The organism is Sphingosinicella rhizophila, assembly GCF_032378825.1.
GTDB lineage: Bacteria > Pseudomonadota > Alphaproteobacteria > Sphingomonadales > Sphingomonadaceae > Allosphingosinicella > Allosphingosinicella rhizophila.
This window is the reverse complement of sequence record NZ_JAVUPU010000001.1, coordinates 631,670-646,731: the sequence shown is the minus strand read 5'-3', so window position 1 is coordinate 646,731 and position 15,062 is coordinate 631,670. Positions and strand designations below refer to the sequence as shown.

Genomic DNA, 15,062 nt, shown 5'->3' with positions numbered 1-15,062 from the left:
TTATCTCGGTGTCCACGAAACCGGCAGCAGCTCAAGCAGCCTATTTGACGGCTGGCGCGCTACCAGCGACGGCTACGGGTTACGTTCGCGAACTTCGAGAGTTTTACACACTCCCTGTCGATACGCTCTGGATAACCTTTGCCCGTGGGCACCTGTGGTGGGCCTTCTCGGAGCCCGAGGTCACCTATGTAGGGGGAACAGGGGAAGGATGCGGCACCAGGTTCCGACCAGTCATCGGGAGCTGGCGAAACACTGACGTGAATGGCCGGCCGCTCGCCATGACGACGCTTAGCTCTAAACTGACTCAGCTGGCGAGTTACCGAAGGACAATCTGCGGCGTTGCCGCGTCCGACTATCTCCTGCGCAAGATCAATGCCCAGGAAGAACCCGCTGTCGCGACTGCCCGTACGGCTCGAGATGCGCTCATGATCGCTTCTATTGACCTCATCCGCCAGTTGCATTGGGCCGATTTTGAGCTTCTCGTCGATTTGATATTTTCGCGTGCAGGTTGGCGGCGCGTCTCCGCGCTCGGTGGGACTATGAAAGATATCGACCTTCTGCTTGAGCAGCCACTGATCAACGAGCGGGCGAGCGTCCAGGTGAAATCGGCAGCCGATCAGAAGGTGCTGAACGCATCAGTTTGCGCATTCGAGGCCGATGACTCGGCAAGCCGATTCTTCTTCGTCTGCCATAGCCCTCGATCCGAACTGATCGTGCCCGAGACAGAAGCTCCAGTTCATCTCTGGACTGTGACCGACCTTGCTGCGGCCGCAGTCGATCAAGGCCTCACCAATTGGCTTCTTGAGCGCGCCGCCTAAGCGGCGGAGGCTCAAACCGGGTTGATCTTTCGCACCTAATATCACATATGCACGCCACGCATTCGCCGCTTTGGCGGCCATGAATGCGAGGCTGATCGCGGTTCTCACAGAGGCCGGGGATCGCCGAAATAGAAGACGAGGTCGGGCTTTTAGGCCCAGCGATGGAGGCAGCCGAGGCTCGCTCGGCAGCAGCTCCGCGCGTTCGCCTCGTCAATTCCGGCGAGGCGTCATTGAATGGAGCCTCGTTATGGTAAGCAATGTACGAAAGAATAGCCTCGCTGGGGTCAGTAGCCAGCCCGTCAATACCACCAAGCTACGCTATGAAACGGTGCTATTGAGTTCGCTCAGGCCCAATCCCCGAAACGCGCGGAAGCATTCCAAGCGGCAGATTCGGCAGCTGGCCGATAGCTATCGGGAATTCGGTGTCATCAACCCGGTGATCGTCGGGCCCGATCTTACCATTGTGGCAGGGCACGGTCGCTACGAAGCGGCCAAACTGCTGGAACTGACCGAAATCCCGGTCCTCTATGCCGACAGGCTCAGTCCGGCGCAGCTTCGCGCTTATGCGATCGCTGATAACCGGCTTGGCGATGAATCCGCCTTCGATACTGCGCTCGTAATCCAAGAACTTGAGGCCATTCGGATCGACGCGCCCGACTTAGATGTGTCCGTTACGGGTTTTACCGTGGCGGAAATGGATAAACATATGGGCGCTGTTCGGACGGATGAGCTCAATGATCTTGATGATCCCATTCCAGAGCTGCTGGACCGCAATCCTGTCAGCAGGGAAGGGGATCTCTGGCTGCTTGGCCCGCACCGCATGTTATGTGGGGACTCGACGGATCCTTCTGTTGTTGAGCGGGTGTTAGACGGTAATGGCGTCCGCCTCGTTCTTTCCGACACACCCTATAATTTGAAGATCGAGGGTGTTGCCTCTGGTCTCGGTCGAAAGATCCACTCAGATTTTGTCATGGCCGCGGGAGAGATGAGCCCAACAGAGTTCATTGCGTTCCTTGGCAAGGCGATGGGTGCGTTTCAGCCCCATCTTCTAGACGGTGGGATGGTCCTTCTTTTCATCGATTGGCGTCACATCGCAGAAATGTTGGCCGCCGGTGCAGCTTCAAACCTAACGCTAAAGAATATTCTCGTTTGGGCGAAGGATAATGCCGGCATGGGAAGTCTGTGGCGGTCCCAACACGAGCTGGTCGTTGCCTTCAAGCACGGCTCGGCAGCTCATGTGAACAATGTCGAACTGGGTCGCCACGGCCGTCACCGCTCCAATTTGCTGCAATATCCAGGAATGAACAGCTTTCGGAAGGGACGCGGGAGTGCGCTGGAAGCTCACGCCACGGTCAAGCCGGTGGCGCTTATTGCTGACCTCATCCTGGATGTGACGAAGCGCGGTGACATCGTCTTCGATGGATTTGGTGGCAGCGGCACGGCGATCATCGCAGCCGAGAAAACGGCGCGGATCGCCCACGTCATCGAAATCGAGCCGGTCTTCGTCGACATTGCAATCGAGCGATGGGAAGCCGTGTCCGGCCAGCAAGCCAGACTGGAGGATGGTCGGACCTTTGCCGAGGTTGCCGATGATCGCAAGTCGGCCCAGGGAGGCCGGACATGAGCGACCCCAACGAGCCGCAAGACGACTGTCCTGAAAAGAAGGGGAAGGGCGATTATGATGTGGGATACGGCCGTCCGCCCAAACACACCCGGTTCAAGCCGGGCCAGTGTCCAAACCCAAAAGGCAGACCAAAGGGCGCCAAGTCGTTCCGGACGGACGTCCTCGAAATCCTAAAGCTGCCCGTCGCTGTTACCGAAAATGGGAAGACCAAGAAGGGATCGACCCAGCGAGCATCGCTGCTCCGGCTTCGCGAGAAGGCGCTAAAGGGAGATATCCGGGCGCTTGATCGCCTCCTTGCTCTTGCTGCGGAACACAATCCTGAAAATGGCTCGGAAGCTCCTACTGCCGACCTTATCGCCGAAGACCAAAAGATTTTGGCGAACGCCAGAAAGCGTCAGAAGGGTGATGCTCCGCCGGCCTCAGATCCTGATCCTCACGATGAGGATGAGCAATGACAATCATGATTTCGGATCGGCGCGAGCTTGAAGCCATTCTCCGCAACGATCTTGCCGCTTTCACGGAGAAAGTTTTCTACCATCTCAATCCCGGCCGGGCATTCACGCCTGGTCAGTATCTGCAGGCGATGGCCTATCATGCGAGAATCGTTGCGCTCGAACGGCAGGTTGATCGCCTGGTCATCAACCTGCCGCCTCGATCGCTCAAGTCCACAATGATGTCGGTCGCGCTACCAGCTTTCTTGCTGGGACGCGATCCACGTCTGCGGATTGTGGTCGCGTCATACTCCCAAGAGCTTTCCAATTTTTTCGCAAGGCAGACCCGTTCCGTCTTGGAAGCAGATTGGTACAAGACCTTGTTTCCCTCGACGCGTCTCAATCCTCGGCGGACGGTAGAACACGATTTTCAGACCACTAAGAATGGTGGTCGGTTTGCTACATCGACCGGGGGTACCCTGACTGGGAGGGGTGGCGACATTATCATCATCGATGACCCGTTAAAGGCCGACGACGCCTATTCCGACGTGCGGAGGCAGGCGATGCTGGAATGGACTCGGACGACCCTCTTTTCGCGCCTCGATGATAAGCGGAGCGGCGTCATCATCAATGTTCAGCAACGGCTCCACGAAGAAGACCTGTCTGGTCATCTTCTCAAGAGCAACGAATGGTTGCATCTCAACCTTCCGGCCATCGCTGAAGAGAACCAGCGGGTGGTTATCGGCCCCAATCGATTTTGGTGGCGGCAGGCGGGCGAGCCGCTTCATCCGTTACGCGAACCGGTAGAAGTTTTGCATAGCCTCAAACGGGACATAGGGACCGCAATATTCTCTGCCCAATATCAGCAGGCCCCGACACCGGCTGACGGTGACGTCCTGAAGCTCAGCTGGTTCAAGCGATATGATGAAGCACCCGTTGATGGTCAGGTGATCATGAGTCTCGACACGGCCTCAAAGCCTGGCGAGCATAACGACTTTTCCGTCTGCACAACCTGGCAAGTGGCTAACGGTCGCTATTATCTCCGCCACGTCTGGCGGAGCAAGGTCGATTATCCAACTCTGAAACGTAATGTCATTGCCTTGGCGGATTCCTTCAGGCCCGACGTTTTGTTGATTGAAGATAAGGTCTCCGGGACGGGTCTGATCCAAGACCTTCGCGAGGAGGCTCAGGCGCTTCCGGTTATTCCCTATCTGCCGCAGGGAGACAAAGAGACCAGGATGCGGTTGCGGGCCGCAGCAATCGAGGCCCAGCTCGTTTACCTCCCCCGCGATGCGTTTTGGCTCGATGCATTCGAGATGGAGGTTCGTCAGTTTCCGGGTGGGAAGCACGACGACCAGATCGATAGCATGTCGCAAATGCTCGATTACAGCCTAACCCGCCAATCCGGCCAGCTGTTTATCGGCAGTTATAGCACGTATCGCCGGCGTTGATCTCACGGCTGGCATGAGACCACTGCTCCATCTTACCGCGTATGAAATTTACTTGTCGAATTCCCTCGACTTCCTGGACAGCGCAAGCATTGGTCATGGATGTGAATCGCAGCCGCTTCGATCGCGGTTGCCGCCCGGCTGGCCGACCAGCGGGGCTGTGGGTGGTGGGAGATGGCAATTTGGCCACTCCCTTCGAAAGAAGGACCATCCACCATGACGATCAAGCTCAACGATCTCCAATTGATTTTGCTGAGCACGGCGAGCCAGCGCGCCGACGGCAATTTTCTTCCGCTGCCTGAATCCTTGGCCGAAAAGACCGCGGCAGCGCAAAAAGCCCTGGCAACACTGTTGAAAAGGAATTTGGCGAGCGAGGTTCCTGCGAAGGGTGCCGATCAACTGTTCCGTCAGGATGGGGAGGATCGCATCGGTCTTGTCATCACTGCTGCCGGTTTGCAGGCCATTGGTGCGGAAGAGAGGGTGACCGACCAGGCGAGTGCGTCAGAACCCGAGACAAAGCCGGAATGGCCGTTGCCAAACAAGCCTCGCTCCGGGACCAAATCGGCCCGCCTGATCGAACTGCTGTCTCGCGCTGAAGGCGCGAAGCTGGATGACATCATCGAAGCGACCGGTTGGCTGCCGCACACGACGCGAGCAGCACTGACCGGTTTGCGCAAGAAAGGTCACACGATCATTCGTGAGACTCAGGGTGGCATCAGCATCTATCACATTGATGGCGGTGCCCAATGAGCAAGAAGAAGGACCTGCTCCATCGCGTTCGCGCGATGGAGCGTATGGATCTTGCCGATCTTCGGACGGAATGGAGGCGGCTCTATGGAGAGCCGCCCACGATGCGATCGGCCGAACTGCTTCGCCGCATGCTCGCTTGGCGTGTGCAGGCGGATCAGCTCGGCGGCTTCGATGCTGCGACCCGGCGCATGCTTGAAACAGGGAAGGCAGCCTCTCCGCCACCCGTACATCTTCCGCCTGGCACACGGCTGGCCCGCATCTGGAAGGGACGCCGCATTGAGGTGACCGTCACCGAAGACGCAGTGGTCATGGATGGTGTCGAATATGGCAGTCTTTCCGAACTTGCCACCAAGATCACCGGCACGCGTTGGAACGGCCTCCGCTTCTTCGGCGTCAGGAGCTCGGCATGACTGCGGCTCGAAAGGTCGTTCGCTGTGCCATCTATACCCGGAAGTCGACCGAGGATGGGCTTGATCAGGAGTTCAACAGTCTCGATGCCCAGCGGGCCGCCTGCGAAGCCTATGTCGCTAGCCAGATAGGGGAGGGGTGGGAGCTTCTTCCTTCAGACTATGACGACGGTGGCTTTTCAGGCGGGAATATGGAGAGGCCCGGCCTGCAGCGTCTGCTTGCTGAGGTCGATGACGGAAACGTGGATGTTATCGTTGTTTATAAGGTTGATCGCCTGACGCGTTCGTTGCCCGATTTTGCCCGCATCATTGAGAAGCTTGATGCAGCTAAGGCGTCGTTCGTCAGCGTGACCCAAGCTTTTAATACGACCAGCAGCATGGGTCGATTGACGCTAAACGTACTTTTATCGTTCGCGCAGTTCGAGCGCGAGGTGACCGGCGAGCGGATTCGGGACAAGATCGCTGCGTCAAAGGCCCGCGGCATGTGGATGGGGGGCAATCCCGCGCTTGGCTACGACATTCAGGAGCGGCGGCTCATCATCAACGAGCGAGAGGCAGCGATCGTTCGACACATTTTTGACCGATATCTCGAACTGGGATCCGTGCCGCGCCTGGTGCGGGAGCTGGATGAGGCAGGTATTAGGTCGAAAAGCTGGATCACTGCAGATGGCAAACGGATGGATGGCGCTCGACTGCGACCAGGCAGCATTTGTTACATGCTGAATAATCGCCTCTATCTGGGTGAGATCGTCCACAAAGGGCTTCGTCATCCCGGTGATCACGAGGCAATTGTCAGCCTGAACATCTTCGAGGCGGTTCAGCGTCGGCTGGAGGAGAACCGTATCCAGAAGCGAGGGACAAAGGTGAGAGCGGCTACTTGCTGGCTAACTGGCAAGATCGCGGATATTTCCGGGCAACCCATGCGACCTAGCTTTAGCTATGGCGCAGCAGGACGCCCCTACCGCTACTACGTGTCGGAAGGGGAATTGCCCGGCAGCCGACCTGGAACCAACGCGCATGTCACACGCGTCTCGGCAGCCCATATCGAGCGAATCGTTGCGCAGCGGGTTGCTGGGCTGATCGATAGCGCTGAACACGATCTGGAACGCATCGCGGCGGCCATCGATCGGGTCGAGATTGGTCGTCGCAACATCCATGTTTTGCTGCATTCAGAGGCGGTTCGCGAACCGTGCGAATCAGCGGCCAGAGCTGTCGAGCGGCTTCTGCCTTCTATCATTTTCGGTGACAATATCGTCCTCGAACATGACGAGCGGATAAGGCTCGTCGCTGAGGTAAATCCGGTGGCGAGGGGGAAAGTCATCAAACAGGACGGAATATCGCTGGAGCAGGTCAACGGCAGCGGGGCCGATCGGAGAGATCTGGCTTCGATTCTCAGACACGCTCATGCCCGGTTGCGGGAGCTCGATGCATCGCCGCTTGCACCGGAAACGCAGGGTTTAGCTAAAGCGCCAAAGGAGGGTTGGACCCGCAATCATCTGGCGTTGGGTTTCATTGCGCCTGACATTCAGAAGGCGATGCTAAAGGAAAAACTGGATCAAAGCACCATATCAGCCCTGATGGCCTCGATACCTTTGTCGTGGGAAGATCAACGGATGCAAATACAGGGATTTTTCCCTTGAAGCCGATGACCATCTCTGGGTCGGGAAGGGACGGTCCGGTTTCAGTGCCGAAGCCTCGGAAGCCCACGGATTGGCGCGGGGCCGCGCAGGGCATCAATGGTTTCGACCTTGGGAGGATTGCACTCGTCGCGGCGGCAGCAGTGAGGAGTGATCCGCAGCGACGAGCATCGACGATTTTGGCGTCACTGTAAGGTCAGGATCGAAGAGGGTTTGCAACTAGCCCTAATCTGATGTTTCCTTCCAGACCTTGGGTGGATACCAATGTACGGTAACTCCCTGGGCTTCGAAATTGAGCTTGGCATAGGCGATCCAATCGTCAGGAAGATATATTATGTGCTCGCCTAGCAACTCCGCGAGATACCTGGTGGACGCCTCGATTTCGTTGAAGTCATAAGCTGTTCCCCGCTTCAAGAACGACTTCAGTGCACCCGCGTGAAGCTTGTCGCAGGCGGTCGTGTAAATCTCACAAAGCCTATCGCGCACATCGGTGGTGTGGAGCGGCGCGGCTATGAACCCCCGATCATAAGGCGGATTCACGGCGATAACACCTTGCTGGGGAAAGGCCGCAGGACTCAGTTTTCCAAGTGCTCTAAGTAGCTTCGCCGGATTGTATTCTCCTACGAGATTTCCAGCTCTGAATGCTTCGGTTGGATTATGAGCTATGAGGATTGCGAGCGAGACCAGCTCTGTAATCCGGCGAAGCTGCAAATAGCAGTATTCAGCTATAGGGACGAGCTTGACCTTACTGGATCCAGCGTGAGCCTCAGCGAGCAGGCGCTCAACCTCGAGCAGGCGAAGTTTCACCTCGACCATAAGGTCGGCGTATTTCTGGCCAACTTCGTCCGGTGTCAGCTTTGTCATCCTAGGCCTTCCGCATTCCAACGATCCCTGGTGTCATTCTAATGTGCGCTCAAGCAGTTGGCCTGACCACTTTGCGAGATCGCAGCAATTGGGCCGGTTGCTGACTGGCAGCTTCGAGGTCGCCCAAGCGCCAAAGGAGACGCCAGGCGATCGTCGCACGTGACGGCAGCCAAGGCTCCAGCGCAAGCTTCGAATTTTGGTCTGGCAAGGGAACGCAAGTCACTGGGTCGCGGCCAGTATCACGGCAACCGTCTCTTCTGGCTGGTCCCACATAGGAAAATGTCCGCTGGCCTCGAACCAGTGCAGATCGGCAGAGGGAAAGGCGACTTTTGCTCGCGCTGCCTGCCTCGGCAGACAGAGCCGATCATGGCGGCCCCAACCGATTACGATCCGACGAGAGGGATTGGCTGCCGGACCAGTTTGCTCAGGCCCGCTCGCAAGGTCACGAACCAACGCATCGAACGTCGGTGTCGCGCTTAGACTTGCCAACTCCGTCGCAACGATTTTCGGATCAAGCGCCCAAGGACGCGCGGACAGCTGCGCCAGCAACGCAGTGCGTGATGCGGCGTTCTTGCTCAGCATCGGCAAAATAGGCCGGATTGCTCGAAGCAACCGCCCCGAAACGCCTATGGTGGTTTTGAAGAATATGCGCTCCCAACCGCGCCAAAAGCCGCCAGGATCAAGGGCCACGACGTTGCCGACGCGGCCACGCCGAGCAAGTTCCAGCACGATCCGCGCACCCATCGAGCTACCGACAACGTCGATCCCGTCCAGTCCCTTGTCGGCGATATAACGCTCGACGCTACCGACAAGACCTTCAAAGGTCCCGCTATCGTGATCCGCCGGGGTGGCGCCGTGTCCAGGAAGGTCGATTGCGATCAACGTCCGCTCGACGCTGAGGGGGCCCATGATGGTGCTCCACGATTGCCAGCTTCCGCCGAGACCGTGAATAAGTAGTAGCTTGCGGCCCGCGCCGCGTTGGACCTCGTTCATTCAGGACACTCCTATTGGTCGCCACTGAACAATCGGGAGTAGCCCTCGGGGCCGACTGACGTGTCCTCCGTACGAGAATCACACGATCTAAGTTAGCCAGCTTTTGAGGTTGAGCGAGCGACCGCTTCAGGGACCGGCGATCGTCTCGCCGAACGACCGATAGTGGGGCGCATTGCCGACTGGCGGGTTATGCCAAAGCGGTCCCCCCGCTCCTGGGCCGTTAGCAGACGGGCCGTTCTTGGCGGCAGCAGCGCGAAGGCCGACACTCGGCTTGAACTCGCCCGCAGGTCTGCTGCCGACGCATTACAGATTTCGGGGCGGTTGCATGGCCGGTGTCCTGAGCCGTATCCGCCGACCATGAAGAAACTCAAAGACAGTCGGTTCGGGCAAGTCATCGAACCCGAATCTCCCATCGAATTGCTCAACCTGATAGCCCATGGGGGCGATGAATCAGACACAGCAGTGCGGATGTGGAGGGGGCAGTCGGATGAGCAGTGGCTTCTCGACAGCGCAGCATATCGAAAGATGCTCCTGTCCAAATCTGACGACCGTATGGAATGGCATGTCGCTTATTATGAGAAAGGTTTGCTGGAGAAGGCGAGGCATAAGGGCTTCGGCAGATTAGACGGGCGGACCCTGAGCGATTTCGAATTGCTTGCGCGGCTCCAACACCATGGCGCCGCTACTCGGTTGATTGATGCAACCCGCAGTGGGTTGATTGGCCTCTATTTCGCCTGCTCCGGCAACTTTGACAGCGCTGGGATGCTTTTCGGCATCCACTGTAGCCATCTCGGTGGCGGCGAGGGCAAGCTATTGGACGAGACCTACGATGAACGAGTGCAGTCCATCGCAAAACTCAATCACTCGCAGACGTGGGAGCCGCCGGTCGTCTCGGCTCGAATCGCTGCCCAGCATTCGCAGTTCATCTACAGCATTATCAAACCCGGTCTCTCGCACGGGAGTCTCGCAATCGAAAAGCCAAATTACCTGCTCGCCATAAGGATACCGGCCCAACACAAGCCGACATACCTGAAGATGTTGTCCGCGAACTTTGACATCACTCTTCTGTCGCTTTTCCCAGACATCGACGGGTTTGGCAGAGCGTATGGGGCGAGCCGCGAGCAGTGGGCGAATGAGCGCTGGTAGTTCGCCCAGTAGCCGCCAAAGTGCTCGGAGCATTATTCTGGGCGGGTCTGGGCCGTAAGCCGAATGCCGGCTTTTGGCGCAGAAGCACGAAAGCCATCGACGTCGCGACGGGCCGAGACTGAGATGAAGGTCGCGCCTCAGATCGGGCGCGTGAAATTGCGGTCCCGCATGTCGCGGCAAATGCCGTCTAGGCCAGGGAACAGAGAGCCGTAAGTGATACCCATCAACTCCAGCTCGCGGATAATTCGCGGCTTATCATTGGCCGGAAGATCGCAAACGGTGAGATAGTTTTGACCGTCGGCCTCCTCGCGCTCCCTCACGAAAGCCTCTACGTCCGCGATATTTGTCACGATGGAGAGGGCCTGTTGCGGCCCGGACCTGGGATTGCCGATAGCATAGCTCTCCATGACTACGAGTTGGGGAGGCGAGGGATCGGCAATGAACGCTCTCAAGCCATAGCGTTTGTTCCACTCCGCCTGGTCAAAAATGTGAATCCGAGGAGAGACCTCCTCGCTGAATTCCAGGTCCTGGAAGGCAAAATAGGCTGCCACAAAAGGAGAAAGCGTCCAGTCAAGCAACGGCGTCGGATATCCGTGGTGTTGGAGGATACTCCAGATCGCAGAATTGTGGCCAAGATCGCCTAGCCGGAGGGGATAGCTTATCCGCTCCATGACGGCACCGAACAGGGCGTTCACGTCATGCTCAATCCAGGTGAGCAAGTCCTTCCGCCAGGTCCGGTGGAAACTTGAGACCAGCTTCAAAGGCAGAGCTTGCCCGCGAAAGATATACTGCCGTGGCCGTTGGTTGATTGCCCACTCCCGGAATTGATCCCATGTGGTTAGGTCATTGCGGCCGACGATCTGAGACGGGCCTTTGAGGTCGGTTCCAGTTAGAACGACCTCGCCGCTTTCTTGGGTGCCCGGCGACGCCCACGTAACCTTGTGCCTCTCCCTCAGCGTTGAAGGAAACGTCGAGCGTGGCGGGCATCGGCTCATTGAAGCGCTGCACAATGTCCTGTTCGGCGCGGAGCTTGTCCTCGCGCGTCATGATCCCGCCGTTGGCGTAGAGATAGATAGTTTCGACCTTGGCGGTAAAGGGCGGCGCTTTGGGAAGACTGAGACCAAATTGAAACCCCGGCAATCCGTGCTGGGCACCGTAATAAAGATAGGCGTGGCCTCGGAAATCATCACCACGATCCTCCAATTCCACGCGCAGCGTCCCGCTAAGTTTGCCCTCAATCTTGCCTAGCCATTGCCCTTCCATCGGCACCCCCGTCAGTGTGACTTTTGGGAGATACACACTGTTCGGATTTAGCTCTAGCCGTTTGGTTAATTTATCGACCTGAACTTATGAATGAATGGCAACTTTTCGGATCCTGCCGCGGCTCATCCAACGACCGAGATCGGGCGCAGAGCGGACGTGAGCCAGATATGGCATTGCTTTCAATGGTCGGAGGCTCTCCTCCGTTCAGCGGCGAAACCCTGGTTGCACTTCAGCGAGGAGAGACTCTGGGTAAAAGTGCCCGAGTTTGCCCCTACATCAGGGTCTCTTTCAGTTTCTCTGTGCGAGGTTAGAGCCACGGAACGGCGCAGAATTGCGCCAAATTCCTTGCGCTCTGGGTAACTGGTACAAAAGAGAAACNTTCAGTTTCTCTGTGCGAGGTTAGAGCCACGGAACGGCGCAGAATTGCGCCAAATTCCTTGCGCTCTGGGTAACTGGTACAAAAGAGAAACTGGCTGGAGGTCCGGATCGGAATCGAACCATCTGCAAGGTTTTGAGAAATGCTTCTGTCTCAAGAACTTAGCTCTCATTTCACTCCCAGTCCAGTCGAATGATATCGTTCCAAAATTGAATTGTGCGGTTGGGAGTGTTCTATTGAAACGGGACGATTAGGGTTCGAGTTTGCAGTCCGGGCCTTGCTTAAGGCGCCACTGCATCCGGCGAGAGGGCTAGGACGGAGGCCTGCAGCTCTTCAGGTTTGACACCGTGCCGTTGTGCCCACGCAGCCAAGTTAGGCGGGCGGTAGCCATTATCGCGCCGCCATCTGTCGAAAACAGAGGCATCGATGGTTTCATTGACATTGAAGTGGGTCCCGTTGACCGTTCGGACGGGAGCCGCACCAATCGGTCGAAAACTTCTGTTGAAGAGCGTTGAATAAAATCCTTTCAAAAACTCTTTGTAAGAATCCGAGATCGGGGCAAGCTGCTCGTTTCCGTCCAGTTCTACTTCTTCTCGGAAGGTAAGGCCGCTTAGTGCTGCCTTAGTCATCATCCATCGAAGCGGGATTTGCGCAAGCGTGTCGTTGTAGCATCCACCTCCGACGTTAGCGTGAGCCCCCACAAACCAGCGTTGCTCAACACTCTGCATGGATCGCATTGAGGGAGCCGGCTTTTCAGACTGTCCCCGTACCGTCCATATGGTGGGAGCAAACTTCGGCCGGTGTTCGTCAATGGCCAATGCGTGAAAACCGTGCTTGATGGGTTGGCGGAGGCCTGTGTGATGAAACCGTAAAGTTGAGCTGCTTATACCTTGGATGCTGAAAAGCGGGATTCCCACCGCGCCGACTGTGTCCCAGACACCGACTACCTCGATCGGGATTTCGCGAGAGTAGCGAAGTATCCATCGCTCTTCATTCGTGCAGCTAGAATGATCCTCGCCCCGAAGCTTATAAATCGTCCGGTCATCTTCATGCATGTATCTTTCGTAAAGCTGGTTCACTCCCAGTGGACCGCCCGGTTTGAGTAGGCCGTATATTGATATCAAGCCGGCCAGGCTTCTTGCCGTGTATGCTCCGCGGCTGAACCCGAAGATAAATATTTGATCTCCGTCTTCGTAGTTGTCCACGAGCCAATCGTAGGCTTGTTTTACATTCTCGCTGAGACCTTTGCCCCAACCTCCGCCAGAAAACCCATTCACCCCTTCGTCATAGTAGCGAAGCTGCGAGGCGCCATCGGCGCTCTTGTCTGAGCACAAGCATCGTAGGCGCCAAACATTGGTATTCGTTCCGACCGAGTTCCAGGTTCCGTCTAAGAACAAGGCAAGCCTTTTGATTGGTCGAGGAGGTGGCGTCTCGATTTCAGTCATCCTTGATAACTCCAGTTCCCCTGGGCATGCCCGCCAGGAATTATCCAGTCGAGTCTCTGTTGTGCGCGATCTGCCAAATACTGACTACTGGATGATGCTCGTCATGGCGAACGTCCACAATGAGCCGCAAGCGGCATCGTAGCCCGAAGTCTCTAGCACTGAGGTAAAATGCAAACCCTGGTTGCACTTCAGGCCTCAGAGACTCTGGGTGAATCGGGCTCGATTTTTGGTGCGAGACGCGATCTCTGATCGCGCAGAGACGGCCTTTGGTAAGGCAAATGGCGCAGAATTGCGCCATTTTCTCCAGAACCTAAGCTATTGAAATAGAAGAGAAAACTGGCTGGAGGTCCGAGCAGGAATCGAACCATCTGCAAGGTTTGAAAAACGCTTCTGTCTCAAGAACTTAGCTCTCATTCCGCTCTCAGTCCAGTCGAATAACACCGTTCTTGAATCAAATTGTGCGGTTGAGACTGTTCCACTGCGGAAGGGGGCTATCCACGAGCTTGAGTTTGCAATGCATCGAGATTCGGACCTTGGCTAAGGTGCCACAGTGTCGGGCGAGAGTGCGACGACAGAGGTCTGTAGCTCTTCAGGTTTGACGCCGTGCTGCTGTGCCCAGGCGGCTAAGTTGGGCGGGCGGTAGGTATTGTCGCGCCGCCATCTGTCGAAAACAGAGGCGTCGATGGTTTCATTGACATTGAAATGGGTACCATTGACCGCCTGAACGGGAGCAGCCCCAATCGGTCGAAAACTCCTGCTGAAGAGCGCTGAATAGACCCCTTTCAGGAACTCTTTGTAAGAATCCGAGATCGGGGCGAGCTGCTCTTTTCCGTCGAGTTCTACTTCTTCTCGAAAGGTAAGGCCGCTTAGCGCTGCCTTGGCCATCATCCATCGAAGCGGGATTTGCGCAAGCGTATCATTATAGCATCCACCTCCGACGTTGGCATGAGCCCCAACAAACCAGCGTTGTTCAACGCTATGTATGGATCGCATCGAGGGAGCTGGCTTTCTAGGCTGCCCTCGTACCGTCCAAATGGTGGGAGCAAACTTTGGCCGGTGTTCGTCAATGGCCAATGCGTGAAAACCGTGCTTGATCGGCTGGCGGAGTCCTGTGTGATGAAACCGTAGGGTAGAGCTGCTAATACCCTGAATGCTGAAAAGCGGAATCCCCACCGCGCCGACTGTGTCCCAGACACCCACGACCTCGATCGGAATTTCACGAGAGTAGCGAAGTATCCAACGCTCTTCATTCGTGCAGTTAGAATGATCCTCGCCCCGAAGTTTATAAATCGTCCGGTCATCTTCGTGCATGTATCTTTCGTAGAGCTGGTTCACTCCCAGTGGGCCGCCCGGTTTGAGTAGGCCGTATATTGATATCAAGCCGGCCAGGCTTCGGGCTGTGTATGCTCCGCGGCTGAACCCGAAGATGAATATCTGATCTCCGTCTTCGTAATTGTCCACCAGCCAATCGTAGGCTTGTTTTACATTCTCGCTGAGACCCTTGCCCCAACCTCCGCCAGAAAACCCGTTCACCCCTTCGTCATAGTAGCGAAGCTGTGAGGCGCCATCGGCGCTCTTGTCCGAGCACAAGCATCGTAGGCGCCAAACGTTGGTATTCGTTCCGACCGAGTTCCAGGTTCCGTCTAAGAACAAGGCAAGCCTTTTGGTTGGTCGAAGTGTTGGCGTGGCGATGTCAGTCATCCAGTCGCTCCATTTCGCCGAGGGCATGTTCGCGGGGGATGACCCAGTCGAGGCCCACTCGTGCGCCTTTCGCCCCACACTTACTATCGGATGATGCTCGTGTTGGCGAACAGCCACAGTAAGCCGCAAGCGGTATCGTGGCCCGATGTCTTTAATGCG

At 56.7% G+C, this 15,062-nt stretch carries 14 protein-coding genes; 8 read left to right on the top strand and 6 right to left on the bottom strand.

Features of this window, described 5'->3' with window-relative positions; all coding sequences use genetic code 11:
- The 7 genes from RQX22_RS03065 to RQX22_RS03035 form a co-directional block, all read left to right on the top strand.
- Positions 1 to 818, top strand: an 818-nt coding sequence (locus tag RQX22_RS03065; protein WP_315723489.1) for a restriction endonuclease, incomplete at its 5' end; no start/stop codon positions are given.
- Positions 819 to 1,065: 247 nt separating this feature from the next.
- The gene (locus RQX22_RS03060) at positions 1,066 to 2,442 is read left to right on the top strand and encodes a site-specific DNA-methyltransferase (protein WP_315723487.1); all 1,377 of its coding nucleotides are present in this window, start codon (positions 1,066 to 1,068) and stop codon (positions 2,440 to 2,442) included.
- Positions 2,439 to 2,897 carry a DUF5681 domain-containing protein gene (locus RQX22_RS03055; protein WP_315723485.1) on the top strand — a complete coding sequence of 153 codons (459 nt, stop codon included), beginning with the start codon at positions 2,439 to 2,441 and terminating at the stop codon, positions 2,895 to 2,897. The genes RQX22_RS03060 and RQX22_RS03055 overlap by 4 nt, the downstream gene beginning before the upstream one ends.
- A complete protein-coding gene (terL, locus tag RQX22_RS03050; RefSeq protein WP_315723483.1) occupies positions 2,894 to 4,324 on the top strand; it encodes a phage terminase large subunit in 1,431 nt (476 codons plus the stop codon). The genes RQX22_RS03055 and terL overlap by 4 nt, the downstream gene beginning before the upstream one ends.
- A gap of 213 nt (positions 4,325 to 4,537) precedes the next feature.
- A complete protein-coding gene (locus RQX22_RS03045; RefSeq protein WP_315723482.1) occupies positions 4,538 to 5,071 on the top strand; it encodes a DUF3489 domain-containing protein in 534 nt (177 codons plus the stop codon).
- Positions 5,068 to 5,481, top strand: coding sequence for a DUF2924 domain-containing protein (locus tag RQX22_RS03040; protein WP_315723480.1), 414 nt, complete (start codon positions 5,068 to 5,070; stop codon positions 5,479 to 5,481). The genes RQX22_RS03045 and RQX22_RS03040 overlap by 4 nt, the downstream gene beginning before the upstream one ends.
- The gene (locus RQX22_RS03035; RefSeq protein ID WP_315723478.1) at positions 5,478 to 7,118 is read left to right on the top strand and encodes a recombinase family protein; all 1,641 of its coding nucleotides are present in this window, start codon (positions 5,478 to 5,480) and stop codon (positions 7,116 to 7,118) included. The genes RQX22_RS03040 and RQX22_RS03035 overlap by 4 nt, the downstream gene beginning before the upstream one ends.
- 222 nt (positions 7,119 to 7,340) lie before the next feature.
- Here the strand turns inward: RQX22_RS03035 and RQX22_RS03030 are convergent, their stop codons facing one another.
- Both RQX22_RS03030 and RQX22_RS03025 read right to left on the bottom strand, forming a co-directional pair.
- On the bottom strand, positions 7,341 to 7,979 hold the full coding sequence (locus tag RQX22_RS03030) for a hypothetical protein (protein WP_315723476.1): 639 nt from the start codon (positions 7,977 to 7,979) through the stop codon (positions 7,341 to 7,343).
- Between the two features lie 219 nt (positions 7,980 to 8,198).
- Complete coding sequence (locus RQX22_RS03025; protein ID WP_315723475.1) at positions 8,199 to 8,972, bottom strand: alpha/beta fold hydrolase; 774 nt, start codon at positions 8,970 to 8,972, stop codon at positions 8,199 to 8,201.
- A 357-nt stretch (positions 8,973 to 9,329) separates the two neighbouring features.
- Between RQX22_RS03025 and RQX22_RS03020 the strand changes: the two genes are divergently transcribed.
- The gene (locus RQX22_RS03020) at positions 9,330 to 10,118 is read left to right on the top strand and encodes an FRG domain-containing protein (RefSeq protein WP_315723473.1); all 789 of its coding nucleotides are present in this window, start codon (positions 9,330 to 9,332) and stop codon (positions 10,116 to 10,118) included.
- A 137-nt stretch (positions 10,119 to 10,255) separates the two neighbouring features.
- Here RQX22_RS03020 and RQX22_RS03015 read toward each other — a convergent pair whose 3' ends face one another.
- From RQX22_RS03015 to RQX22_RS03000, 4 genes are all read right to left on the bottom strand, one after another.
- Positions 10,256 to 10,903, bottom strand: a complete 648-nt coding sequence (locus tag RQX22_RS03015; RefSeq protein ID WP_315723563.1) for an FRG domain-containing protein — start codon at positions 10,901 to 10,903, stop codon at positions 10,256 to 10,258.
- A gap of 58 nt (positions 10,904 to 10,961) precedes the next feature.
- A complete protein-coding gene (locus RQX22_RS03010) occupies positions 10,962 to 11,381 on the bottom strand; it encodes a hypothetical protein (RefSeq protein WP_315723565.1) in 420 nt (139 codons plus the stop codon).
- Positions 11,382 to 12,038: 657 nt separating this feature from the next.
- Entirely contained in the window at positions 12,039 to 13,202 is a 1,164-nt protein-coding gene (locus RQX22_RS03005) for a DUF2235 domain-containing protein (protein ID WP_315723472.1), read from the bottom strand.
- Positions 13,203 to 13,739: 537 nt separating this feature from the next.
- Positions 13,740 to 14,903 (bottom strand): DUF2235 domain-containing protein, encoded by a 1,164-nt coding sequence (locus RQX22_RS03000; RefSeq protein ID WP_315723470.1) that lies wholly within the window; start codon positions 14,901 to 14,903, stop codon positions 13,740 to 13,742.
- Positions 14,904 to 15,062: the final 159 nt, after the last annotated feature.